This is a genomic window from Paraburkholderia sp. HD33-4, assembly GCF_021390635.1.
Taxonomy (GTDB): Bacteria; Pseudomonadota; Gammaproteobacteria; order Burkholderiales; family Burkholderiaceae; genus Paraburkholderia.
The window spans coordinates 2,512,816-2,537,013 of sequence record NZ_JAJEJS010000001.1 but is presented as its reverse complement, the minus strand read 5'-3'; the positions used below and the strand labels follow the sequence as shown (position 1 = coordinate 2,537,013).

22 protein-coding genes and 2 pseudogenes are annotated in these 24,198 nt (G+C 63.8%); 16 read left to right on the top strand and 8 right to left on the bottom strand.

Going from position 1 to position 24,198, the window contains the following annotated elements; translation table 11 throughout:
• Positions 1 to 63: 63 nt before the first annotated feature.
• The 3 genes from L0U84_RS11225 to lexA form a co-directional block, all read right to left on the bottom strand.
• Positions 64 to 681: a DUF2939 domain-containing protein gene (locus L0U84_RS11225; protein ID WP_233849879.1), complete on the bottom strand. Its 618-nt coding sequence runs from the start codon at positions 679 to 681 to the stop codon at positions 64 to 66.
• 119 nt (positions 682 to 800) lie between these two features.
• Positions 801 to 1,145, bottom strand: coding sequence for a hypothetical protein (locus tag L0U84_RS11220; RefSeq protein WP_233849878.1), 345 nt, complete (start codon positions 1,143 to 1,145; stop codon positions 801 to 803).
• Between the two features lie 116 nt (positions 1,146 to 1,261).
• Positions 1,262 to 1,912: a transcriptional repressor LexA gene (gene lexA / locus L0U84_RS11215; protein ID WP_233849877.1), complete on the bottom strand. Its 651-nt coding sequence runs from the start codon at positions 1,910 to 1,912 to the stop codon at positions 1,262 to 1,264.
• 312 nt (positions 1,913 to 2,224) lie between these two features.
• Between lexA and L0U84_RS11210 the strand changes: the two genes are divergently transcribed.
• The 5 genes from L0U84_RS11210 (at position 2,225) to L0U84_RS11190 (ending at position 7,371) form a co-directional block, all read left to right on the top strand.
• On the top strand, positions 2,225 to 3,271 hold the full coding sequence (locus L0U84_RS11210; protein WP_233849876.1) for a sulfate ABC transporter substrate-binding protein: 1,047 nt from the start codon (positions 2,225 to 2,227) through the stop codon (positions 3,269 to 3,271).
• A gap of 102 nt (positions 3,272 to 3,373) precedes the next feature.
• Positions 3,374 to 4,270: a sulfate ABC transporter permease subunit CysT gene (gene cysT / locus L0U84_RS11205; protein WP_233849875.1), complete on the top strand. Its 897-nt coding sequence runs from the start codon at positions 3,374 to 3,376 to the stop codon at positions 4,268 to 4,270.
• Positions 4,267 to 5,271 carry a sulfate ABC transporter permease subunit CysW gene (gene cysW / locus L0U84_RS11200; RefSeq protein WP_233849874.1) on the top strand — a complete coding sequence of 335 codons (1,005 nt, stop codon included), beginning with the start codon at positions 4,267 to 4,269 and terminating at the stop codon, positions 5,269 to 5,271. Before cysT ends, cysW begins: the two co-directional genes overlap by 4 nt.
• Positions 5,272 to 6,330 carry a sulfate/molybdate ABC transporter ATP-binding protein gene (locus tag L0U84_RS11195; protein ID WP_233849873.1) on the top strand — a complete coding sequence of 353 codons (1,059 nt, stop codon included), beginning with the start codon at positions 5,272 to 5,274 and terminating at the stop codon, positions 6,328 to 6,330.
• 114 nt (positions 6,331 to 6,444) lie between these two features.
• Complete coding sequence (locus tag L0U84_RS11190; protein WP_233849872.1) at positions 6,445 to 7,371, top strand: CysB family HTH-type transcriptional regulator; 927 nt, start codon at positions 6,445 to 6,447, stop codon at positions 7,369 to 7,371.
• A gap of 116 nt (positions 7,372 to 7,487) precedes the next feature.
• Here the strand turns inward: L0U84_RS11190 and L0U84_RS11185 are convergent.
• Positions 7,488 to 9,779: pseudogene (locus tag L0U84_RS11185) on the bottom strand (YadA family autotransporter adhesin); the annotation flags it as partial.
• 369 nt (positions 9,780 to 10,148) lie between these two features.
• Positions 10,149 to 10,229: pseudogene (locus L0U84_RS44220) on the bottom strand (ESPR domain-containing protein); the annotation flags it as partial.
• 551 nt (positions 10,230 to 10,780) lie between these two features.
• On the opposite strand from L0U84_RS44220, the gene L0U84_RS11175 reads away from it, so the two are divergent.
• Positions 10,781 to 11,827: an asparaginase gene (locus L0U84_RS11175; RefSeq protein ID WP_233849869.1), complete on the top strand. Its 1,047-nt coding sequence runs from the start codon at positions 10,781 to 10,783 to the stop codon at positions 11,825 to 11,827.
• Between the two features lie 259 nt (positions 11,828 to 12,086).
• Here the strand turns inward: L0U84_RS11175 and L0U84_RS11170 are convergent, their stop codons facing one another.
• The 3 genes from L0U84_RS11170 to gcl form a co-directional block, all read right to left on the bottom strand.
• The gene (locus L0U84_RS11170) at positions 12,087 to 12,998 is read right to left on the bottom strand and encodes a 2-hydroxy-3-oxopropionate reductase (RefSeq protein WP_233849868.1); all 912 of its coding nucleotides are present in this window, start codon (positions 12,996 to 12,998) and stop codon (positions 12,087 to 12,089) included.
• 73 nt (positions 12,999 to 13,071) lie between these two features.
• On the bottom strand, positions 13,072 to 13,881 hold the full coding sequence (gene otnI / locus L0U84_RS11165; RefSeq protein WP_233849867.1) for a 2-oxo-tetronate isomerase: 810 nt from the start codon (positions 13,879 to 13,881) through the stop codon (positions 13,072 to 13,074).
• Between the two features lie 129 nt (positions 13,882 to 14,010).
• On the bottom strand, positions 14,011 to 15,786 hold the full coding sequence (gene gcl, locus L0U84_RS11160; protein ID WP_233849866.1) for a glyoxylate carboligase: 1,776 nt from the start codon (positions 15,784 to 15,786) through the stop codon (positions 14,011 to 14,013).
• A gap of 172 nt (positions 15,787 to 15,958) precedes the next feature.
• Between gcl and L0U84_RS11155 the strand changes: the two genes are divergently transcribed.
• The 10 genes from L0U84_RS11155 to L0U84_RS11110 all read left to right on the top strand — a co-directional run bounded on the left by L0U84_RS11155 (position 15,959) and on the right by L0U84_RS11110 (position 24,059).
• A complete protein-coding gene (locus tag L0U84_RS11155; RefSeq protein ID WP_233849864.1) occupies positions 15,959 to 16,873 on the top strand; it encodes a LysR family transcriptional regulator in 915 nt (304 codons plus the stop codon).
• Between the two features lie 178 nt (positions 16,874 to 17,051).
• Positions 17,052 to 17,987, top strand: a complete 936-nt coding sequence (locus L0U84_RS11150) for an RNA polymerase sigma factor (protein WP_233849862.1) — start codon at positions 17,052 to 17,054, stop codon at positions 17,985 to 17,987.
• Positions 17,977 to 19,059, top strand: a complete 1,083-nt coding sequence (locus L0U84_RS11145) for an anti-sigma factor family protein (RefSeq protein WP_233849860.1) — start codon at positions 17,977 to 17,979, stop codon at positions 19,057 to 19,059. The genes L0U84_RS11150 and L0U84_RS11145 overlap by 11 nt, the downstream gene beginning before the upstream one ends.
• A gap of 193 nt (positions 19,060 to 19,252) precedes the next feature.
• Positions 19,253 to 19,627, top strand: a complete 375-nt coding sequence (gene rpsF, locus L0U84_RS11140) for a 30S ribosomal protein S6 (RefSeq protein WP_233849858.1) — start codon at positions 19,253 to 19,255, stop codon at positions 19,625 to 19,627.
• Positions 19,628 to 19,694: 67 nt separating this feature from the next.
• Positions 19,695 to 19,994 carry a primosomal replication protein N gene (priB, locus tag L0U84_RS11135; protein WP_233849856.1) on the top strand — a complete coding sequence of 100 codons (300 nt, stop codon included), beginning with the start codon at positions 19,695 to 19,697 and terminating at the stop codon, positions 19,992 to 19,994.
• Positions 19,995 to 19,996: 2 nt separating this feature from the next.
• Positions 19,997 to 20,272, top strand: a complete 276-nt coding sequence (gene rpsR / locus L0U84_RS11130; RefSeq protein ID WP_013588504.1) for a 30S ribosomal protein S18 — start codon at positions 19,997 to 19,999, stop codon at positions 20,270 to 20,272.
• A gap of 27 nt (positions 20,273 to 20,299) precedes the next feature.
• A complete protein-coding gene (rplI, locus tag L0U84_RS11125; RefSeq protein ID WP_233849855.1) occupies positions 20,300 to 20,752 on the top strand; it encodes a 50S ribosomal protein L9 in 453 nt (150 codons plus the stop codon).
• 166 nt (positions 20,753 to 20,918) lie between these two features.
• A complete protein-coding gene (locus tag L0U84_RS11120; protein WP_233849854.1) occupies positions 20,919 to 22,307 on the top strand; it encodes a replicative DNA helicase in 1,389 nt (462 codons plus the stop codon).
• Positions 22,308 to 22,422: 115 nt separating this feature from the next.
• Positions 22,423 to 23,049, top strand: a complete 627-nt coding sequence (locus tag L0U84_RS11115) for a DUF47 domain-containing protein (protein WP_233849853.1) — start codon at positions 22,423 to 22,425, stop codon at positions 23,047 to 23,049.
• Entirely contained in the window at positions 23,049 to 24,059 is a 1,011-nt protein-coding gene (locus L0U84_RS11110; RefSeq protein WP_129957386.1) for an inorganic phosphate transporter, read from the top strand. The genes L0U84_RS11115 and L0U84_RS11110 overlap by 1 nt, the downstream gene beginning before the upstream one ends.
• Positions 24,060 to 24,198: the final 139 nt, after the last annotated feature.

The following is a 24,198-nucleotide window of genomic DNA, read 5'->3' as shown; positions in this document are numbered from 1 at the left end:
AATCCGGCACGCGGCTGGCCGCAATGGCCAGCCCGCGTATCCGATCAGCTTAGGGCTTGAATCTCACTCGTTCAGATTGATCGCCGCGAGCTTCCACGTGACCAGACCTTCGCGACGGAAGATGGCCGAATAGTTCGCGTTGCCTTCGCCACGCCGGTACGTGACGACAAATTCGTTGAGACTGCGATAGCCGGCCGTGCTTTGACGCCCGGGCGGCGGCGCACTTGCCTGAGTGGTGGTGTCGCCCGCGGCGGGTGCGGCTGGCGCTTCGCCACCCGCGGCTGGTGGCGCGGCTGGTTGCTCGCCCGGCGTGCCACGCGGCGGCATCCCGTTCAGCAACGCCGCGACGCCGTCGGGTGTTGCATAGGCATCGACGAGCGGGCCGATCAGTGTCACGCCGATCACCGCGCCGATCGTGGCCAACTTGTTGCCGGCATCCGCCTCGAGCCGGCGCGTCAGCATGGCGCCCACCTGCTGCTTCAGGCTATCGCGTAGCGCGGGAAAGTCCACGTACTGATTAACGGTTTGCACGTCGCGCGCATCCGCCGCGCGTTTGAGATTGTTCACCGCGAGATACGGTGACGCATAAATAAACCCCAGCACGGCAATCACGATCACCACGATCAGCGTGATCAGCAACGGCCGGGTGGCGCTACCCTGTATGCGTTTCGGAATTGGCATTGAATGGGACTCCACGTTAGTGATGATCTAACGTCGACCACGGCGAGGTCGAAACGATCCCATTCCACGCGAATTTCTGAACATCCGAAGTGCTTATTGCATGCGTGCTCAGGATTCGCTCAGGCTTCGAACACCGCGCCGTGCACGTTGGCTTCGTCGGCTATGCAACGATCGATCATACGGCATACGGCGTCGACCGTGCCGACCATGATCAGTCGCGACGGTCCATGATAGACCCGCACCGGTGCGCGACGCGCGGGCTCGGCGATGTTCAGCGCCGAATTCAGCGACACGCGCGCGAACGCCGGCAACGACGACGGCAGACCAGAAGCTTCGGCAGGCGCGTCGAACAGCGACGCCGTGCGCGCCGCGGGCGCCTCGAGCAGTGCGCAGGGCGTGAGCTTGCGCAGATGGCGCAGACGGCCGAACTGGCGAAAAGGCAGCAGGCGGGCAAGGCGTTCCATGAGTCTCTCCAGACGGTGCGGCTTAAATGCGCGGCTTATTTGCGGGCAATAAATGCGGGCAAAAATGCGGCTTGGGTTGAACAATCCGGCGCGAGCGTTCCGGCGACAGCGAAAGATCAGAACTCGCTGGGGCGGATCAGCCCGACCGCGATTCCTTCGAGCGCGAAATCCGCGCTGCCGGTTTCCACGAAGATGTTGTCGTAATCGGGGTTTTCGGCGATCAGCTCGATGCCGTTCGGCCGGCGCTTCAGACGCTTGACCGTCACGTCGTCGCCCAGCCGCGCAATGATGATCTGGCCGTCCTTCGCTTCGCTGCGCTTTTGCACAGCGAGCAGGTCGCCGTCGAGAATGCCCGCGTCGCGCATCGACAGGCCGCGCACCTTCAGCAGGTAGTCGGGCTTGCTCGAGAACAGCGCCGGATCGCACGCGTAGTGCTGCGAGATATGTTCCTGCGCAAGGATCGGGCTACCCGCCGCGACCCGGCCGATCAGCGGCAGTGACAACTGCATCAGCCCCGCATGCGGCAGCGTGAACTGGTGTGGCGCATCGTCCTGCCCGGACAGCAGGCGAATGCCGCGCGACGCGCCGGCTGCGAGTTCGATCACGCCCTTGCGCGCCAGCGCGCGCAGATGTTCTTCCGCGGAATTGGCCGAGCTGAAGCCGAGTTCGGCGGCGATTTCGGCGCGCGTGGGCGGAAAACCGGTGCGTTCGATCGCGCGGCGGATCAGATCGAAAACCTGCTGCTGTCGTGCGGTGAGTTTTGTCATGGCCACTGTATGTATGAACAGGTGACTGTATTTTTATACAGTATTCGGCGCATTTCAAGCTTTACTTTAAGTTCGACGCGAGGGGTGCGCTGCGGCGTCGCTGATCGGCTACATCGCAGCGTTTGTGACGTTCGAACAGGCGGCGCCTCTGCCGTTACCACTTTTGAGCATTAAAAAATGAAGAAACATTATTTTTAATGATGAAAGCCCTTCGATAGACTGGCCTCCGAGTTGGCGCTCATGTGCACGTGACCGCGACGCAGAACAACACCAGACGCTTATCAGCGGACCATCACGCGGAGAAAAACTGAGATGAACCATCGGCATACGGGGCTTGCGGCTCGAACCCAAAAACTGATCGCGGCGCTTGCCGTCGGCGCGGCGAGTGCGCTCGGCATGTTCGGCGCAAGCAGCGTCGCGCACGCCGACACCACGCTGCTGAACGTGTCCTACGATCCGACGCGCGAGCTGTATCAGGACGTCAATCAGGCGTTCGCCAAAGAATGGAAAGCGAAGACCGGCGAAACCGTCACCTTCAAGCAGTCGCACGGCGGCTCGGGCGCGCAGGCGCGCTCGGTGCTCGACGGTCTGCAGGCCGACGTCGTGACGCTCGCGCTCGCCTATGACATCGACGCGCTGACGAACAAGGGGCTCGTCGACAGGAATTGGCAGAAGCGCCTGCCGGACAACGCAGCGCCGTACACGTCGACGATCGTGTTTCTGGTGCGCAAGGGCAACCCGAAGCACATCAAGGATTGGGACGATCTGGTGAAGCCGGGCGTGTCGATCGTGACGCCGAATCCGAAGACCTCGGGCGGCGCGCGCTGGAACTACCTGGCCGCGTGGGCGTACGCCGCGCATCAGCCGGGCGGCAACGACCAGAAGGCGAGAGAGTTCGTCGGCAAGCTGTACAAGAACGCCGGCGTGCTCGATTCGGGCGCGCGCGGCGCGACCACGAGCTTCGTGCAGCGCGGTATCGGCGACGTGCTGATCGCGTGGGAAAACGAGGCGTTCCTGTCGCTGAAGGAGTTCGGTCCGGACAAGTTCGAGATCGTCGTGCCGTCGGTGAGCATTCTGGCCGAGCCGCCGGTCGCGGTGGTGGACAAGGTCGTCGACAAACACGGCACGCGCAAGCTCGCCGAGGCGTACCTGAACTTCCTGTATAGCGAGGAGGGCCAGGAGATCGCCGCGCGCAATTTTTATCGGCCGCGTTCGAACAAGGTGCCCGCCGATCTGACCGCGAAGTTTCCGAAGCTGAAGCTGTACACGATCGACGATTCGTTCGGCGGCTGGGCCAACGCGCAGAAGACCCATTTCGCGGACGGCGGCGTGTTCGATTCGATCTATCAGCCGCAGTAACGAGCGCTGCCTGAATCATCGGCAGAGGCAAGAGGGCGCGCCCCAATGGGCGCGTTTTCGCCCAACAGCCACGCGAGCATCAACCATGAACGAGTATCCAGCATGACCACGTTGACCTTCCGCAAGCCGAGCGCATTGCCCGGCTTTGGCCTGACACTCGGCATCACGGTGGCGTATCTGAGCCTCGTGGTGCTGATTCCGCTCGCGGCTACCTTCCTGAAGACCGCCACGCTCGACTGGAACCAGTTCGTGCGCGCGGTCGCGTCGCCGCGCGTGCTCGCGTCGTATCGGCTGACGTTTTTCTCGGCGCTCGGCGGCGCGCTGATCAACGCGGTGTTCGGCTTTCTGGTCGCGTGGGTGCTGGTGCGCTACACGTTCCCGTTCAAGCGCATCGTCGATGCGATCGTCGATCTGCCGTTCGCGCTGCCCACCTCGGTCGCGGGCATTTCGCTCGCGGCCGTGTACGCGGGCAACGGCTGGATCGGCCAGTTCCTCGCGCCGCTCGGAATCAAGATCGCGTTCACGCCGGCCGGCGTGCTGGTCGCGCTGACGTTCATCGGCCTGCCGTTCGTCGTGCGCACCGTGCAGCCGGTGCTCGAGGAGTTCGAGCGCGAGCAGGAGGAGGCGGCCGCGTGCCTCGGCGCATCGCGCTGGCTTACGTTTCGCCGCGTCGTGCTGCCGGCTGTGTTCCCGGCGCTGCTGACCGGCTTCGCACTCGCGTTCGCGCGCGCGCTCGGCGAATACGGTTCGGTGATTTTCATCGCCGGCAATGTGCCGATGAAGTCGGAGATCACGTCGCTGCTGATCATCACGAAGCTCGAGCAATACGACTATGCCGGTGCCACGGCACTCGCGGTCGTGATGTTGGTCGTGTCGTTCCTGATGCTGCTGTTGATCAACATGCTGCAGTGGTATCTGCAGCGGCGCACGAGCCGCGGCAGCGCAGGGCCCGCGCCGGTGGCCACGAACGTCGCCGCAATCGGTGGAGGTGTGCAATGAGCCGCGTTCCGATGAATCCGGCGGGCGTCGCGCGTCGCCCCGATCCGGTCAGTGAGTCGCCCGTCGTGCGCTGGCTGCTGATCAGCGTCGCGCTGCTGTTTCTCGCGCTGTTTCTGGTCGTGCCGCTCGCCGCGGTGTTCTATCAGGCGCTGAACAAGGGGCTGCGTTTTTACTTCGAAGCGCTCGCCGATCCGGATGCGCTGTCGGCGATCAAGCTCACGCTGATCACCGCGGCGATCGCGGTGCCGCTGAACCTGTTGTTCGGCCTCGCGGCGTCGTGGTGTATCGCGAAGTTCGAGTTTCGCGGCAAGGCGCTACTGACCACGCTGATCGATCTGCCGTTCTCGGTATCGCCGGTGATCTCGGGTCTGGTCTACGTGCTGATGTTCGGCGCGCAAGGCTGGTTCGGTCCGTGGCTCGAGGATCACAACGTGCAGATCATCTTCGCGGTGCCTGGCATCGTGCTCGCGACGATCTTCGTCACGTTCCCGTTCGTCGCGCGCGAACTGATTCCGCTGATGCAGGCGCAGGGCAACGACGAGGAAGAAGCCGCGCACGTGCTCGGCGCCTCGGGCTGGCAGACGTTTCGCCGCGTCACGCTGCCGAACGTCAAATGGGGTCTGTTGTACGGCGTGATTCTGTGCAATGCGCGCGCGATGGGCGAGTTCGGCGCGGTGTCGGTCGTGTCGGGCCATATTCGCGGGCAGACCGACACGATGCCGCTGCACGTCGAAATCCTCTACAACGAATACAACTTCTCGGCCGCGTTCGCCGTGGCGTCGCTGCTCGCGCTGCTCGCGCTCGTGACGCTTGGGCTCAAGCTGCTGGCTGAGCGCCATATGTCGGCGGAACTGTCGGCGGCGCGCGAGGTGCCCGCGCATGCGGGACCGGTGCCGACGGGTGTTTCACAGGCCAGTGGCGCGCAGTCCGTTTCCCGTTCGATTTTCGTCAACGCCACGCCTGCGTCGCAGCGACATCCGCTCAAGCAAGGAGAGCTGTAAATGGGTATCACCGTTCGTAACCTGCAAAAGCGCTTCGGCGATTTCGTCGCGCTCGACAACGTCTCGCTCGATTTTCCGCCGGGCGAACTCGTCGCGCTGCTCGGGCCGTCGGGTTGCGGCAAGACGACCTTGCTGCGGGTGATCGCCGGCCTCGAATACGCGGACGGCGGCCAGGTCGAACTGCAAGGCCTGGACGTCGCGACGGTCGGCGCGCGCGAGCGCGAAGTGGGTTTCGTATTCCAGCATTACGCGCTGTTCCGTCATATGACGGTGTTCGAGAACGTCGCGTTCGGGCTGCGTGTGAAGCCGCGCAAGGAACGTCCGTCGGAGCAGGTGATTCGCGAGAAGGTGCACGAACTGCTGAAGCTCGTGCAGCTCGACTGGCTCGCGCAGCGCTATCCGTCGGAGCTTTCGGGTGGCCAGCGTCAGCGCATCGCGCTCGCGCGCGCACTGGCCGTGGAGCCGAAGGTGCTGCTGCTCGACGAGCCGTTCGGCGCGCTCGACGCGAAGGTGCGCAAGGAACTGCGCAGCTGGCTGCGCCGCCTGCACGACGATCTGCATATCTCGACGATCTTCGTTACGCACGATCAGGAAGAAGCGCTCGAAGTGGCCGATCGGATCGTCGTGCTCAATCGCGGGCATGTCGAGCAGGTGGGTAGTCCGCAGGAGGTGTATGACCATCCGCAGACGCCGTTCGTCTACGAGTTTCTCGGTGCGGCCAATCGTCTGCACGGCAGCGTCGATGCGCAAGGCTTCGTGGTCGATGGTGCCGCTCTGCCGGTCGCTGTCACCGCGGGCTTCAACGGCCCGGCGTTCGCTTACGTGCGGCCGCACGATCTGCAGCTGTATCCGCAGGCGGCCGGGCATCGCGAGGGCATCGTCGTCGACGTGCGGCGCGTGGTGACGCTCGGCGGTTCGGTGCGAGTGGAGCTCGCGGGCCGCGAGGGCAATCTGCTCGAAGCCGAACTCGATCGCGAAACGTGGCGCGATCTGCAACTCGCGGTCGGCGACGGCGTGACCGCGGTGCCGCGCGCGCTGCGCGTGTTTCCGGCGCAGTGAGAGGGCGGCGCTGACGTACAGCGCTCAAGACAAGAGAGAATCGCATCAGCCGGACTGGGTGGTTTCACTTCGCGGCTCCAATAACTCAACTCTGGCAGAACCGGAGACATAACGATGAATTTCCAGCAATTGCGCTTCGTTCGCGAGGCAGTGCGGCAGAACATGAACCTGACTGAAGTCGCGAACGTGCTGTACACGTCGCAGTCGGGCGTATCGAAGCAGATCAAGGATCTCGAGGACGAACTCGGGGTCGATATTTTCATCCGCCGTGGCAAGCGGCTGACCGGCCTCACCGAGCCGGGCAAGGCCGTGCATCAGTTGATCGAGCGGATGCTGCTCGATGCGGAGAATCTGCGCCGCGTCGCCCGCCAGTACGCGGATCAGGACAGCGGCCACCTCGTCGTCGCGACCACCCACACGCAGGCGCGCTACGCGCTGCCGAAGGTGGTCCGACAGTTCACGTCGGTGTTCCCGAAAGTGCATCTGGCGCTTCGCCAGGGCAGCCCGCAGCAGATCGCGCAGATGATCATCAACGGCGAGGCGGATATCGGCATCTCGACCGAAGCGCTCGACCGCTTCCCCGACATCGTGACGTTCCCGTGCTATTCGTGGCATCACGTGGTGGTGGTGCCGAAGGATCATCCGCTCGTCGGCCGTGTGAATCTGACGCTCGACGAGATCGCCGAATTCCCGATCGTTACTTATGACCAGGACTTCACTGGCCGCTCGCACATCGATCAGGCGTTTGCGAAAGCGGGCGCGTTGCCCGATGTCGTGCTGACCGCGATCGACGCCGACGTGATCAAGACTTACGTCGAACTCGGCATGGGTATCGGCGTGGTCGCGGCGATGGCCTACGATCCGAAGCGCGACACCGAACTCGTCGCGCTCGATACGCAGCATCTGTTCGAGGCGAGCACGACGCGTGTCGGGTTGCGCAAGGGGGCGTTCCTGCGCGCATACGCGTATCGGTTGATCGAGATGTTCGCGCCGCAGTTGAACGAAGCCGATATCGCGGCGCAGTTGCGCGAGGCGGCTTAGAGCCCGCAAGATGGGCAAAAAAAAGAGTCTTGCCGTTCCTGGCAAGACTCTTTCAAAACACCCCGCTATACAACTATTGGATCAACGGACTTTCTGGCTTTTACGTGACATGGCTCTTAGAACTCGTAGCCAACCTGCGCACGTACGCCAGCGTCGCCCGTCGACGTGACCGACACCGCAGCATTCACCAGCCACTTACTGTTACGTGAGCGGTACGTGGCGCCTACTGCTGCGGCACTGCCACCCTTATACGTCGCCCCACCTGCGGCGACGATCGTTTTGCCCGGGCCCGACGGCGTCATGTTCGGCATTGCCATCGCTGCTGCGATACCGGCATAGGCGTTCTTCGCGACGTCGTTGATCGCCTGGGTGGTGGCGTTGAAACGCTGATCGGTGTAGTCGTTGGCCTGCTGAACGCCCCGTGCGACCGAGCTGTTCATCTGCCCCACATTGACTGCATCCGTTTCCGCCGTACCCGCTGCGACGTTGGTGATCTGGCGTTCGTTACCCACTGATCCAACCGACACCGAGTTATCGCGATCCGTCACCGAACCCTGACCCAACGCCACCGAGTTCGCATTGCCAGCCTGCGAGCCCGTGCCGATCGCCGTCGAGTTGGCGCCGGTCGCCGCCGCATTGGTGCCCACTGCCACCGCGTTGTCCGATACGGCGCTGGCGTTTGCCCCGACGACCGTGCTACCCACACCGGTACCCGGCGTCGCTGCATTGTCCACTGCAGCAGTGTTGCTGTCCGAGGACGAAACATCCGGGGTGACCGGTTGGATGTTAGACACCTGGGAGCCGAGGTCCTTCACCTGGCCGTTGAGATCCGTCACCTGATCCTGCAACGCGGACAGCTGGCCGTAGTTCACCGCGTCGAACTGGCTCGTGCCGTTCGCGACATTGGTCAGGACCACCGGACCCGCGCTCAGGCCTCCACCCAGCGTCACAGAACCGAAGTTCACCGAACCGTCGACGTTACGGTCGTACTGCACCGCGCCTGACAGTTGCGTGCCGACATCACCAACCTGGTTCTGCAGCTTCGTGATGTCCGTGGTGTTCTGCGTCACCCGGTCATCCAGGTTGGTGACGGCATCGCCTACGCTATGCACCGTCGTACCGCCTACGCTGTAGCTCGGTGCGCTGATCGTGCCGTCCGGATTCACGGTCGAACCGCCACCCAGACCAGCAGCCACGCTCGCCGAGTGCGCGTACAGCTGGCTGCCGTTGACGGCTTCCTTGCTGCCCGGGGCAACCGCGCCGTCCGCGACGCCGCTCAGCGTGCGCACGCCGTCGGTGCCGCCGAAGTCCACCGTCGTGCCGTCCAGACCCTTGGCCACTGTGATGGTCTTGCTGGTCGAGTCCTGCTGCACCAGGCCGACGCCGCCGCCGTCCAGCTGCTGCGTCAGGTTCGTGACCGAGCCTTCCACGTTGGTCACGCGGCCGTCGATGCTGGTGATCGCCGTCTTGTTGGCCGCGATGTTCGTCGAATTAGCCGAAATGTTCGTCGTGTTCGCCTCAATGTTCGTCGCGTTGGTTGCAATGCTGGACGTGTTGGTCGTCACGTTCTGGTTGGTCGCGTACAGCTGCGAACCGTTCACCGCTTCGGTGCTGGTGTCGCTCAGCGCACCGGCCTTCACGCCGCTCAGCGAGCGCACCCCGTCGGTGCCGCCGAAGTCCACCGTCGTGCCGTCCAGACCCTTGGCCACCGTGATGGTCTTGCTGGTCGAGTCCTGCTGCACTAGGCCGACGCTGCCGCCGTCCAGCTGCTGCGTCAGGTTCGTGACCGAGCCTTCCATGTTGGTCACGCGGCCGTCGATGCTGGTGATCGCCGTCTTGTTGGCCGCGATGTTCGTCGAATTGGCCGAAATGTTCGTCGTGTTCGCCTCAATGTTCGTCGCGTTGGTTGCAATGCTGGCCGTGTTGGTCGTCACGTTCTGGTTGGTCGCGTGCAGCTGCGAACCATTCACCGCTTCGTTGCTGGTGTCGCTCAGCGCACCGGCCTTCACGCCGCTCAGCGTGCGCACGCCGTCGGTGCCACTGAAGTCCACCGTCGTGCCGTCCAGACCCTTGGCCACCGTGATGGCCTTGCTGGTCGAGTCCTGCTGCACCAGGCCGATCGAGCCATCCGCCAGCTGGTTCTGCACGTTCGTGATGTCGCTCGTGTTTTGTGCGATGTCCCCCGTGTTCTGGGTTGTACGGCCGTCGATGTTGCTGACCGCATCGCTCATGCTATGCACCATCGTACCGCCCACGCTGTAACTCGGCGCGCTGACCGTACCGTCCTGGTTCACGGTCGAGCCGCCACCCAGTGCGTGGGCCACGCTCGATGCCGTGCCGTACAACTGGCTGGCATTGACCGCGTCCGTGCTAGTTGCGCTTATCGCGCCTGCGGAAAGCCCGGTCAGCGTGTTGCCGTTCATCTGCACCTGTCCCAGCATCGAGATACCGCCGTCGCCCTTTAATTCAAGAAGCCCGTCGCTATAACCGGTGACGCGTGCCGTTGCTGCAAAAAGCCCACTGCTGCCATCGGCTTGGCCAGCGTTATTGAGGCTGAACTGGGCATCAGTGCCGGCGCAAACCAGAGCATTGCCACCTGCCGATCCGGCTCCATAGGAATAGCCGCTTCCGGCTGTTCCGCCCGCCATTCCTCCGGCCGATCCGCCACACAATTGCAACGCGCCTCCCGCGATTGCGGATGGTGCGCTAGCCAGCGCAGCGATGCCAGCGGCCGTTACCAGCGCCGAAGTCAACACGCGGCGAGACTTGCTGCGCTTTCCGTTCGCCGAAGCGATTTCAGAAGCTGCCACCCACGCACCAAGTGTTTCATTCCAAACAGTGATATACGACTTGTTCATGACATCATTCCTTTCGATGTTTAAAGAAAAGGTAGTTATGCGAACTATTTTCAAATCGCCGTTACCAATCTTTGCTGTTCAATATCAGGCGCAAAAGCAGGGGTGATTGCGTTCCCGCAATCTCATGGCCGCAGTAAGCACCGACGAGATTCTGTCGAGTCAACCGGAGGCTGGTCTTTTGCAAATCTCTGTAACTGGGTTCAGTCTATATTTTTGAGATTGGACGAAAATCGGTCCTGTCCGAATTGGGGCTGACCGGTATTTGAACGCCGCAACGCATGAGAGATGGCGGTACTGCCTGTCATCGCGGAAAGAGTGGCTACGCAAGAAATCTTGGCAGGGGGACAGATGATGGAAAGGGGGAGCCCCGTGGGTTTCATCAAATATCCGCCGTTTAGCGATGTCCGTCGTCAATCCTCGTGCGGATGAGTGCAGTTGGACGCCGCATGGGATTCAGGCCCGCCCACATATTGCGTACGCGGACGCGGGGCGAGCCTGCGTCCGGTTTTCCACGCATGGTGGCGCGTAGCGCATCGCTTACAATCGCCGCCATGAATACCTCGACTTTTCCCTCTCTCCCGATTCCCCCCGGCCATAGCACCGCGCCGGCGCTGCCGCGCATCGCGGTGCTCGCGACCGGCGGCACGATCGCCGGCGCGGCCCCGGATGCCGCCAATACGTCTGGCTATCAAGCGGGCGTCGTCGGCGTCGATCAGTTGCTCGCGGCGGTGCCGGCGTTGTCCACGCTCGCGCGGATCGCGCCCGAGCAGATCGCCAGCGTCGACAGCAAGGACATGGCGATGCCGCTATGGACCACGCTCGCGCAACGCATCAACACGCTGCTCGCGACGGACGACGTCGACGGCGTGGTGGTCACGCACGGCACCGATACGCTCGAAGAAACCGCCTACCTGCTGCATCTGACCGTCAAGTCGGACAAGCCGGTCGTGCTGACTGCGGCGATGCGGCCCGCGTCGGCGCTATCGGCCGATGGCCCGCTGAACCTGCTGAATGCGGTGACGGTCGCCGCGCACGCGGCGGCGCGCGGGCAGGGCGTGCTGGTCGCGTTCAACAACCGGATTCATAGCGCGCGCGACGTCGTGAAGACGAGCACCTATGCGGTCGATGCGTTCCAGTCGCCGGAGATTGGCGCGCTCGGTTGGGTCCAGGATGGCCGCGTCGAATTCCAGCGCGGCGTGGTGCGCGCGCATACCGTCAAGAGCGAATTCGCGATCGATGCGGCGTGGCCGCAGGTGGAGATCGTCACGAGCTATGCGGGTGTGTCGCGGATCGCCATCGATGCGCTGGTCGCCGCAGGCGTGGCCGGCATCGTCGTGGCGGGTACGGGCAATGGCTCGATCCACCAGTCGTTGCAGCAGGCGCTGGCCGATGCCGCGTCGCGCGGCGTGGCGGTAGTGCGCTCGTCGCGCGTAGGTTCGGGGCATGTGATGCGCAACGGCGCGGCCGCCGACGATGCGCTCGGATTCGTCAGCGCGGGTTCGCTGAATCCGTACAAGGCGAGGGTGCTGTTGATGCTGGCGCTGGCCGCGGGCCATACGGCGCCGGCTGCGCTGCAGAAGGTGTTCGATACGTATTGATTGGCGAATCCGACAGCCGGACACCCGACGACGACGTCTGACCGACCAAGGCTTCCTCGTCGTCGACGGGTGCCGCTGCGGACCCCACTTGCCGCTCTCAGCCCAGAGCGGCGCGATTTGCCCGTTGCGCCGCGCCGGCAACCCAAGTTGCCGGGCGACGAACGGGCGCCCCACCTGTGCTCACCGTGACGTCGCCGATGCCGAGGCGGCAACCGGCGGAATCAACGGCAAGCTGAACTAAAGCGGAATCACGAAGACCTCAAGCCGCCTTCGCTTCCTTGCTATCCGGCGTCTGCGCGACTTCAAAATTCGCCATGATTTCGAGCGCGCGCACCATCGCCGAGTGATCCCACGCCTTGCCGCCGTTCGCGGCGCAGACGCTGAACAGCTGCTGCGCGCTCGCGGTATGCGGCAGTGCGATGCCGAGCTTGCGTGCGCCATCGAGCGCGAGATTCAGGTCCTTCTGATGCAGCTCGATCCGGAAGCCTGGATTGAACGTGCGCTTCGTCATGCGCTCGCCGTGTACTTCAAGAATCCGCGAAGCCGCGAAGCCGCCCATCAGGGCCTTCCGTACGCGCTCCGGATCGGCGCCCGAGCGCGCCGCGAACAGCAGCGCTTCGGCGACCGCTTCGATGTTCAGCGCGACGATGATCTGGTTCGCGACCTTGCAGGTCTGGCCCGCGCCGTTGTCGCCGATCAGCGATATGTTCTTGCCCATCAGTTCGAACAGCGGCTTGGCCAGCGCAAACGCCTTCTCAGGACCACCGACCATGATCGTCAGCGAGGCGTCGCGCGCGCCGATTTCGCCGCCGGACACCGGTGCATCGAGATAGTCGACGCCGAGCGCGTTGATCTTCTTCGCGAACGCTTGCGTGTCGAGCGGCGAGATCGAGCTCATATCGATCACGAGCTTGCCCTTCGTCAGACCCGCGGCGACGCCGTCATCGGCGAACAGCACGTTGGCGACGTCCGGCGTGTCCGGCACCATGATGATGACGATATCGGCGGCCTGCGCGACCGCGGTCGAACTGGCGGCTACGCTCGTGCTCTTCGCGATGTCGTCCGGCACCGGATACGCGCCGTTCACGAACAGCGAGTGACCGCCCTTGATGAGGTTGCGCGCCATGTGCGCGCCCATGATGCCGAGTCCGATGAAGCCGATCTTTGCCATGTGTGTGAATCTCCAGGGTTATAGGGGGCGTGCGTGAGGCGCTTCAGGGAGTCGTGACGATCCCTACGAGGCCTCAAGCCGCCGCATGCGCCGCGCCGCGAGCCTGACCGGCCACGTTTTGCACCCAGCCGAGGCCGGCCTCGGTCGTCGTGCGCGGCTTGTATTCGCAGCCGACGTAGCCGTCGTACCCGAGCGAGTCGAGCAGCGCGAACAGATACGGATAGTTGATTTCGCCGGTGCCCGGTTCGTGGCGGCCCGGGTTGTCCGCGAGCTGGATGTGCGCGATCTGCGCGAGGTTCTTTTCGATCGTCGCCGCGAGTTCACCTTCCATCCGCTGCATGTGATAGATGTCGTATTGCAGGAACAGATTGTCCGAGCCGACCTCGCGGATCACGTCGAGTCCGTCGCGCGAACGGTTCAGCGCGAAGCCCGGAATGTCGTACGAGTTGCACGGCTCGACGAGCAGCCGGATGCCGGCCTTCTTCAGCTCTGCCGCGGCAAAGCGCAGGTTGTCGACGATCGTCGCGCGGGCGGTGTCGGCATCGACGTTCGCGCCCGGGATGCCCACGAGGCAGTTCAGCTGCGGCACCTTCAGTGCGCTCGCGTATTCGATCGCGCGGCCGACGCCTTCCTGAAACTCGGCGACGCGATCGGGCAGGCACGCGATGCCGCGTTCGCCGGCTTCCCAGTTGCCCGCCGGCAGGTTGTGCAACACCAGCTTCAGGCGGTTCTGCTGCAGACGCTCTCTCAATTCGGCGATCGAATACGGATACGGGAACAGGAATTCGACGGCGTGAAAGCCGGCATTGGCCGCGGCCGCGAAACGGTCGAGGAACGGCACTTCGTTGAACAGCATCGTCAGATTCGCTGCGAATTTCGGCATGGTGCGTAGGTCTCTCAGGTCGGTCAGGGAACGGCGCGCTGGTTGCGATGAGGCGAGGGCGCGGAGCACAGGCTCGGCCCTCGCGCATCGTGCGCGCTGAATGCTGCAGGTGCCGCGAACGGGCTACGCTCAGTCGAGCAGGCTGATAGCCGTCGGCGCGTCCTCGCGCTTTTCCGCGAGTTCTTCGAACTCGTTGATCGCGTTGATCTCGGTGCCCATCGAGATGTTCGTCACACGCTCGAGAATCACTTCGACGATCACCGGCACGTTGAACTCGGAAAGCATCGACTGCGCTTTTTGCAGCGCGGGCTTCAGCTCTTCCGGCTTGAACACACGGATCGCCTTGCAGCCGAGACCTTCGGCCACCGCGACGTGATCGACGCCATAGCCCTCCATCTCCGGCGAGTTGATGTTGTCGAAGCCGAGCTGCACGCAGTAGTCCATCTCGAACGCGCGCTGCGCCTGGCGGATCAGCCCGAGGTACGAGTTGTTCACCACCACATGCACGTACGGCAGCTTGAATTGCGCGCCGGCCGCGAGTTCCTCGATCATGAACTGGAAGTCGTAGTCGCCGGACAGCGCGACGATCGGCCGTTGCGGATCAGCCGCCCGCACGCCGAGCGCGGCCGGAATCGTCCAGCCGAGGGGGCCGGCCTGGCCGCAATTGATCCAGTTGCGCGCCTTGTAGACGTGCAGGAACTGCGCGGCGGCGATCTGCGACAAGCCGATCGTGCTCACGTAGCAGGTATCGCGGCCGAACACCTGGTTCATCTCTTCATAGACGCGCTGCGGCTTCATCGGCACGTTGTCGAAGTGGGTCTTGCGCAGCATCGTGCGCTTGCGTTCCTGGCAATCGGCGACCCACGCGCTGCGATCCTTCAGCTTGCCCGCGGCCTTCCATTCGCTGGCGACTTCGACGAACAGTTCGAGCGCGGCCTTCGCGTCCGACACGATGCCGAGATCGGGGCCGAACACGCGGCCGATCTGCGTCGGTTCGATATCGACGTGCACGAACTTGCGGCCCTTCGTATAGACCTCGACACTGCCGGTATGACGGTTGGCCCAGCGGTTGCCGATGCCGAGCACGAAGTCCGACTCGAGCATCGTCGCGTTGCCGTAGCGATGCGAGGTCTGCAGACCGACCATGCCGACCATCAGCGGATGGTCGTCGGGAATCGCGCCCCACGACATCAGCGTCGGGATCACCGGCACGCCGACCGTTTCGGCGAACTTCACGAGCAGGTCTTCGGCCACGGCGTTCAGCACGCCGCCGCCCGACACGATCAACGGCTTGTCGGCATCGTTGAGCAGCGTGAGCGCTGCCTCGATCTGCTTGCGGGTCGCCTTCGGCTTATAGACCGGCAGCGGCTCGTACGTGTCGATGTCGAACTCGATTTCGGCGAGCTGCACATCGATCGGCAGATCGACCAGCACCGGGCCCGGACGGCCCGAGCGCATCAGGTGGAACGCCTGCTGGAACACGCGCGGCACCAGCGCCGGCTCGCGCACGGTCACGGCCCACTTGGTGACCGGCTTGGCGATCGATTCGATATCGACGGCCTGGAAGTCTTCCTTGTACAGACGCGCGCGCGGCGCCTGGCCTGTGATAGCCAGAATAGGAATCGAGTCGGCCTGCGCGGAGTACAAACCGGTGATCATGTCGGTGCCGGCGGGGCCCGACGTGCCGATGCACACGCCGATGTTGCCCGGTTGGGCGCGGGTGTAGCCCTCGGCCATGTGCGACGCACCCTCGACGTGACGCGCGAGCACGTGGCTGATGCCGCCGGCTTTTCGCATCGCCGAGTAGAACGGGTTGATCGCGGCGCCGGGAACACCGAACGCGGTATCGATGCCTTCTTTTTCGAGCACCAGAACTGCGGCGTCTACGGCTCTCATCTTGGCCATGGAATGTCTCCTCAATGTCGGGAAATAGTGCGGTTGAGGGTCACTGTAGGCCTACACCAAAGGTTTGATAAGATCAGTCCGGGTCGCTTATTCCGAAACAAAAAGTATTGAATCGCGGGAAGCCCCGCGTGCGGCCGAGAGCGGCCGGGCAAGAGACAGGTGGGAGACGAATATGGACCGCTTCAAACAGATCGAAACCTTCGTGCGGGTCGCCGATGCGGGCAGTCTTGCCGCAGCGGCGCTGGAGGAGGGGGTGTCGCCAGTGATCCTCGGGCGGCGCATCGACGCGCTCGAAAAGCGCCTCGGCGTGAAGCTGATGTACCGCACGACACGGCGGCTGGTGGTCAGCGAAGATGGCGCCGCGTTTCTCGAACGCTGCCGGGGGCTGCTCAGCGAATGGGATCAGGCGGAGAACGAACTGAGCGCGGGGCGCCGCGCGGTGAACGGCCACCTGATCGTGTCGGCGCCGGCCGCGTTCGGGCGCAAGCACGTCGCGCCGCTTGCGCCCGCGTTTCTGCGTGATAAACCCGAATTGCAGATGTCGTTCAATCTGACCGACCGGGTCGTCGATCTGGTGCGCGAGGGCTATGACCTGTCGATTCGCATCGGCGGCACGGTCGATCCGAACTTCGTCGCGGTGAAGCTCGCGTCGAACCGGCGGGTGGTGTGCGGCACGCCCGAGTATTTCCGCCGTCACGGCAAGCCGAAGACGCTCGAGGATCTGCCGGCCCACAACTGCCTCGCGTTCAATCTTCAAGGCGGCCAGAACCGGGGCTGGTACTTCCGCCGCAACGGCAAGCTCGCGACGGTGCGGGTGGGCGGCACGCTCGACTGCAACGACGGCGAGTTGCTGCATCGCTGGGTCTCGGAGGGGCTCGGACTCGGCTGGCGCTCGACATGGGAAATCCAGCAGCAGCTCGCGCGCGGTGAGCTCGAAACCGTGCTCGACGAGTATGCGCTGCCCGATTACGACATCCTCGCGGTCTATCCGCAGCAGCGCTACGTGCCGGCGCGCGTGCGCTATTTCATCGACTACCTGAAAGACGTGTACGCGAGCGACGAGTACTGGAACCAGCCGTCGTACTAGCTGGCGAGCGGCGCGCGGCGGCGATCCCGAGCTTTTTTGGGAATCCTCGCCGCAGTCGGGAATAAACTGGGGCTATGGCCAGTTCTGCTGTGAAAGACACGTCAGGAACGACACCACGCGGGGCGCTCGACAGCAGCGACCCGCACGACGCAGCCGCCATGCCCTTGGAGGGGCCCACGTGGTCCAGACCGACTCAGACGCCGCCCGCGCACGCGGCGAGCCAAATGCCGGCACCGGCGCCAACGCCGATGCCGATGCAGCGAAAAGTCGCCGCTTCCAGCAGCTGGCGCTGCCGCATCTGGACGCCGCGTACAACCTCGCGCGCTGGCTGTGCGGCAATCCGAACGATGCCGAGGACGTCTTGCAGGAAGCGTTCATGCGCGCGTTCCGCTTCTTCGATACGTTTCGCGGCGACTCCGCGCGGCCGTGGCTGCTCGCGATCGTGCGCCGCACCTGGTACACGGAATGGCGGCGGCGCGCGCCGACGCACGACATGCTCGAATTCGACGAAACGATGGACGACGCGACCCTCGACGGCTGGAGCGCGGGCGGCGACGATCCGCAGGCACTGCTGATTCGCGACGAGGACGTACGGCAGGTGCACGACGCGTTGGCACTTTTGCCGGTCGAGTATCGCGAGGTGCTGATTTTGCGTGAGCTAGAAGAGATGGGATATCGGGAGATCGCGGTGGTGGCCGATGTGCCGATCGGTACGGTGATGTCGCGGCTCGCGCGTGGGCGGCGCAAGCTGGCGGAGATTTTGATGGCGCAGCAGCGAGGCGGGGGAGAAGCGTCTGGTACGGGGCGCAAAGGTGGGCAGGGTGGACGGCGCGGGTCGACGCAAGCGCCGTCGGATCATGGCGCGCAATCCGGGCGGCTCGCGCAGTCTGCGGCCGCCGTACCCGCCGTACCCGCCGCATCCGCTGGATCCGGCGCGTCCTGCGGGCCTTCGGCCCGGTCGCCGCGAAGTCCCGGCGATGGCCGCCCGACATCATCGGCGGGTGCGCCCGTCGCCGCCACAGTGACACAGCTCCGGGCGTTTGCCGACGGCCGGCCACTCAACATTCCCGGCGCTGCCGCCGGTCCCGCTCAGGAGACGCCGGATGGACTGTAACGAAGCTCGGCCGCTCCTCGATGCGAACGCCGATCACGAACTGCCGGCGCCCGATGCGCGCCGGGTCCAGCAGCATATCGAGAGCTGCGACGACTGCCGGCGCGCGAGCGACAACCTGCGCGCGCTGAGCGGTGCGCTGCGCGCGGCGCCGTATCATCGGGCGCCGCAGTCGTTGCGGGCGCGGATCGTGGCCGGCTTGCCCGAGGCCCTCGCCGAAGGGACCGCAATGTCGGCGGCGACGGCCGCGACTGACGATGTACCGGCGGAGTCTGCCGGCAACGCTGCCGCGGGAATGACGGAGCCGGCGGCGCTGGAGCCTCGGCCTCAGCGTCGCGGCGCGTGGTGGCCCGCGTGGCTCGACGGGTGGCTCAGGAGCTTCAGTGGTTCAGATGGCGCGGACCGCTCGGGCGGATCGAGAGGCTCGGGCGATTCACGCGGGCATCAAGCGGGCTCCGGCAAGGGGGGCGGCTGGGCCGGCTTCGGCGGCGCAGCCGCCGCGGGCGGTGCAAACCGGGCGACCGCGCGCGGCGGTTTCGCGGCGCTCGTGATCGCGCTGTGCGCGGCCGCCGCGGTCCTGACACTGACACTGCACCGCCCGGCCGAATTCTCGCCATTCACCGACGAACTCGTCGAAAGCCACGTGCGCGCGCAGGTCTCCGGCCGTGACATCGACGTAATTTCGACCGATCGTCACACGGTCAAGCCGTGGTTCAACGGCCGGCTCGACTATTCGCCGCCCGTCGAGGATCTCGCGGCGAACGGCTTCGCGCTGCAGGGCGGTCGGCTCGACTACCTCGCGCATCAGCGGGTCGCGGTGCTCGTGTACCGCTACGGCAAGCACGTGATCGACGTGTACGTGTTCCCGCAGTCGACGGCGGGCGGCGCGGCGCGTGGCATCGACGGCGCGGCGCCCGCATCGCTCGGTCACGACGGCTATTCGATCGCGCACTGGGACGCGGCGGGCATGACCTGGTGGGCAATCACGGACGCCGCGCCCGATGCGCTCAGTGGCCTCGAAGCGGCGCTCAGAGCGCGTTTGCAGAGCGGCAGCCAGCGCACGGAAGCGGGCTGAGGAACAAGAACAGCCAGGCTTCACGGGTCCTATTGCCCCTAAGCTCTTGAAAACACATCCGATTCCGCCGCCGAATCGGTGGAATGCCTTGCAACCCGTCCCCATTCGGGTTAGACTCTTGGGCTTCTCACTTGCCGCACCGGTTCAGACGCCCGGGCGGCTTCTATCCAAAAGTCAGCACAAGGAGTGTGTAATGCGTCATTACGAAATCGTCTTTATCGTGCATCCCGATCAAAGCGAGCAGGTGCCCGCCATGATCGAGCGTTACAAGAGCACGATCACGTCGCACGCTGGTCAGATCCACCGCGTCGAAGACTGGGGCCGTCGTCAACTGGCCTACATGATCGAGAAACTCGCGAAGGCTCACTACGTCTGCATGAACATCGAATGCGACCAGACCACGCTCGACGAGCTGGAACACGCGTTCAAGTTCAACGACGCCGTTCTGCGTCACCTCATCGTCAAGATGAAGAAGGCCGAAACCGGCCCGTCGCCGATGATGAAGGAAGTGCAGCGCGAAGAAGCCAAGAAGTCGGCAGCCGCTCAGCCGACCGAAGCGCAGGCTTAAGACACATATTTAAGCTGCCAGACACGCAGCGTCGCTCCGCTCACGTACACGAAGGCATCTGAAGTACATGAACCGGCTGCAACTCAAGGCAAGCGTCGTCGAACGCGAACCGGTGCGGTACACCCCCGCCGGCGTTCCGATTGCAAGCTGCACGTTGCACCACCGCACGGAAGTCGTCGAGGCGGGCATTGCCCGTCAGGTCGAACTAACCATGCAGGCGGTCGCCGCGGGCGAAGCGAGCGGTAAGCTCGAAAACTGTCAGATGGGCGTCGAAACGCTCTTCACAGGTTTTCTGGCGAAAAAGCACCGTAACGCGCGAACTCTGGTATTTCACATCACAGCATTGCAGGACATTGGAAAGGACTAATCATGCCCCGCCCGACTGGTAAGAAATTCGACAAGCGTCGTCAGCAACAGAACCCGCTCTTCAAGCGCAAGAAGTTCTGCCGTTTCACGGCCGCTGGCGTCGAGTACATCGACTACAAAGACATCGAAACGCTGAAGGACTTCATCGGCGAGAACGGCAAGATCACGCCGGCACGTCTCACGGGTACCAAGGCGCATTATCAACGCCAACTGGACACGGCTATCAAGCGCGCGCGTTTCCTCGCGCTGGTGCCGTACACCGACCAGCACAAGGCCTAACCCGACGACGCGATAAGGAGTATCCGAATGCAAATCATTCTTCTGGAAAAAGTCGTCAATCTGGGTAACCTGGGCGACATCGTGAAGGTCAAGGACGGTTACGCACGTAACTTCCTGATCCCGAACAAGCAAGCTCGCCGTGCAACGAAGGAAGCCCTGGCCGAATTCGAAGTGCGCCGCGCAGAACTCGAAAAGGTCGCCGCTGAAAAGCTGGCAGCCGCTCAGGCACAAGGCGAAAAGCTCGCAGGCCAAACCGTTCAGATCAACCAGAAGGCTGGTGTCGACGGTCGTCTGTTCGGCTCGGTGACGAACGCCGACATCGCCGAAGCACTCGGCAAGCAAGGCTTCGAAGTCGAAAAGTCGCAAGTGCGTCTGCCGGAAGGCCCGCTGAAGATGGTTGGCGAGCACCCGGTTCAGATTTCGCTGCACACCGACGTTCTCGTCGATGTGACGGTGGCAGTGATCGGCGAGCACGCCTAAGTCGACCGCTGAGCATCACGCAGGATCAGCCAGCATTGCGCTGGTGAAGGGCAGGGGCCGGGTAACCGGCCCCTGCTTTTTTTGTGCCCGACTATCTATCGTGTACGCCCGTGTTGGCGTTTTTTCCGCTCGCAGCCGTCGCCGGATTGCCCGATAATTCCACCCCATGAACGCACCGTCCAAAGATCCCCAACTCGAGTCGCTGAAAGTCCCCCCGCATTCGATCGAAGCCGAGCAATCGGTGCTGGGCGGCCTGTTGCTCGACAATGCGGCGTGGGACCGCATCGCCGACTTCCTCGCGCAAAGCGACTTCTACCGCTACGACCACCGCATCATCTTCGAGCACATCGGCAAGCTGATCGCGGCCACGCGACCGGCCGACGTGGTCACCGTCTATGAGGCGCTTGGCACTTCGGGCAAGGCGGAAGAGGTGGGCGGCCTCGCTTACCTGAATGCGCTCGCGCAGAACACGCCGAGCGCGGCCAATATCCGCCGCTACGCGGAAATCGTGCGCGACCGTGCGGTGCTGCGCCGGCTCGTGTCGGTCGCCGATGAAATCTCCGCCGACGCGTTCAACCCGCAAGGCAAGGAAGTCCGGCAATTGCTGGACGAAGCGGAATCGAAGGTGTTCTCGATCGCCGAAGACGGCGCGCGCGGCACCCAGGGCTTCCTCGAGATCGGGCCGTTGCTGACCGAAGTGGTCGAGCGGATCGACACGCTCTACCACACCGCCAATCCGAGCGACGTGACCGGCACGCCGACCGGCTTCGTCGATCTGGACCGCATGACCTCGGGCATGCACGGCGGCGAGCTGATCATTGTCGCGGGCCGTCCGTCGATGGGTAAGACGGCGTTTTCGATGAACGTCGGCGAATACGTCGCGGTCGAGTATGGATTGCCGGTCGCGGTGTTCTCGATGGAAATGCCGGGCACCCAGCTCACGATGCGTATGCTCGGCTCGGTCGGCCGGCTCGATCAGCATCGCATGCGAACCGGGCGCCTGACCGACGAGGATTGGCCGAAGCTCACGCACGCGGTGCAGAAAATGAGCGAGGCGCAGATCTTCATCGACGAAACCGGCGGTCTGAACCCGATGGAACTGCGCTCGCGCGCGCGCCGGCTGTCGCGCCAGTGCGGCAAGCTTGGGCTGATCATCATCGACTACCTGCAGCTGATGAGCGGCTCGTCGTCGGGTGAAAACCGCGCGACCGAAATCTCGGAAATCTCGCGTTCGCTGAAGAGCCTCGCGAAGGAGCTCGACGTGCCGGTGATCGCGTTGTCGCAGCTGAACCGCGGCCTCGAGCAGCGGCCGAACAAGCGGCCGATCATGTCGGACCTGCGCGAATCGGGCGCTATCGAGCAGGATGCGGACGTGATCCTGTTCATTTACCGCGACGAAGTGTACAACCCGGACAGCCCCGACAAGGGCACCGCGGAGATCATCATTGGTAAGCAGCGGAATGGTCCGATCGGTCCCGTTCGGCTCACGTTCCACGGTCAATACACGAAGTTCGATAATTTTGCCGGCGCGCAAAACTTCTACGGCGGAGAGTGACGGCAAGCGCCGCAGGCTGTTGTAACGGCGCTGTCACGAGTGCGGCAATGAATCCGGAACGGTACAATATGGCGGTTTTATGTCAGCCATTACGTGACCCATTTCCAGGATCCCAATGTTCGGTCGATTCATGCCCACTGAGGGCAAGTTCTTTGAAATCTTCAATGCGCACGCAACGTGCATCATCTCGGCCAGCCGCGAACTCGAGCTCCTGATCGACAATCTGCAGGACGCCGAAACCCACAAGCAAAACGTGCAAAAGGCCGAGAAAGCGGCCGACAAGCTCACGCACGAAACCATCGACCTGCTGCACAAGACTTTCATCACGCCGCTCGACCGAGACGAGATCCACAAGCTGATCACGACGATGGACGACATCCTCGACCTGATGGAGGACGTCGCCACCGCGATCTCGCTGTACGACGTGCAAGCGGTCACGTCGGAGGCGAGCCAGCTCGCACATATCTGCACGGCGACCTGCGAGCGTGTGCAGTTCGCGGTCAGCCTGCTGTCCGACATGAAGCAGGCGAGCCAGATCCTGAAGGCCTGCGAGGAAATCGACCGGCTCGAATCGGAAGCCGACCGTGTGCTGCGCGCGGCGATGTCGAAGCTGTTCCGCGAGGAAGATGACGTCAAGACCCTGATCAAGCTGAAGGCGATCTACGAGCTGCTCGAAACGATCACGGACAAGTGTGAGGATGTGGCGAACATCATCGAAGGCATCGTGCTGGAAAACGCATAATGCAATCGATACAACTCGCTATCTGGGTCGTCACCGGCCTGGTTGCCATTGCGCTCGTGTTCGACTTCATGAACGGCTTTCATGACGCGGCGAACTCGATCGCCACGGTCGTGTCGACCGGCGTGCTGAAGCCGCAGCAGGCGGTGGCGTTCGCGGCGGCGTTCAACGTCATCGCGTATTTCGTGTTCCACCTGAAGGTGGCCGCGACCGTCGGCAAGGGCACGATCGATCCCGACATCGTCGACCACTATGTGATCTTCGGCGCGCTGGTCGGCGCGATCGCGTGGAACGTGATTACCTGGGTCTACGGCATTCCGTCCAGCTCGTCGCACGCGCTGATCGGCGGGCTCGTGGGCGCGGCGCTCGCCAAGTCGGGCTGGGGCTCGCTGAACTGGGATGGCCTGATGAAGACCATCGCGTTCATCTTCATTTCGCCGCTGCTCGGCTTCGTACTCGGCTCGTTTTTCATGCTGCTGGTGTCGTGGCTGTACTTCCGCACGCCGCCTAGCAAGGTCGACCGGCGCTTCCGCCGTCTGCAGTTGCTCTCCGCCGGACTGTACAGCCTCGGTCACGGCGGCAACGACGCGCAGAAGACCATCGGCATCATCTGGATGTTGCTGATCGCAACCGGCTTTGCATCGATGAAAGCGGATGCGCCGCCGCTGTGGGTGATCGGCGGCTGCTATCTGTCGATGGGTCTCGGCACGCTGTTCGGCGGCTGGCGCATCGTGCGCACGATGGGGCAGAAGATCACGAAGTTGAAGCCGGTTGGCGGCTTCTGCGCGGAGGCGGGCGGAGCGATCACGCTATTTACCGCGTCGGCGCTCGGCATCCCGGTGTCCACCACGCATACGATTACCGGCGCGATCGTCGGGGTCGGCGCGACGCAGAAGTTGAGCGCGGTGCGCTGGGGCGTGGCCGGCAACATTGTCTGGGCGTGGATTCTGACCATTCCGGCTTCCGCGGTGCTGTCCGGCGGGGCCTGGTGGCTGGGTCACCACTTCCTGTAATCACCGTGCGATGCAGGCCTGCGCTGCCGCATTTAGCTGAATCTGGCTGAATGGCACGCGCGGGCTTCGGCTCCATGCCGCCCGTTGCATCGCTCCGGTTTCCCCCGGGTAGTTCGACTCAAAGGCGCGTTTGCGCGGT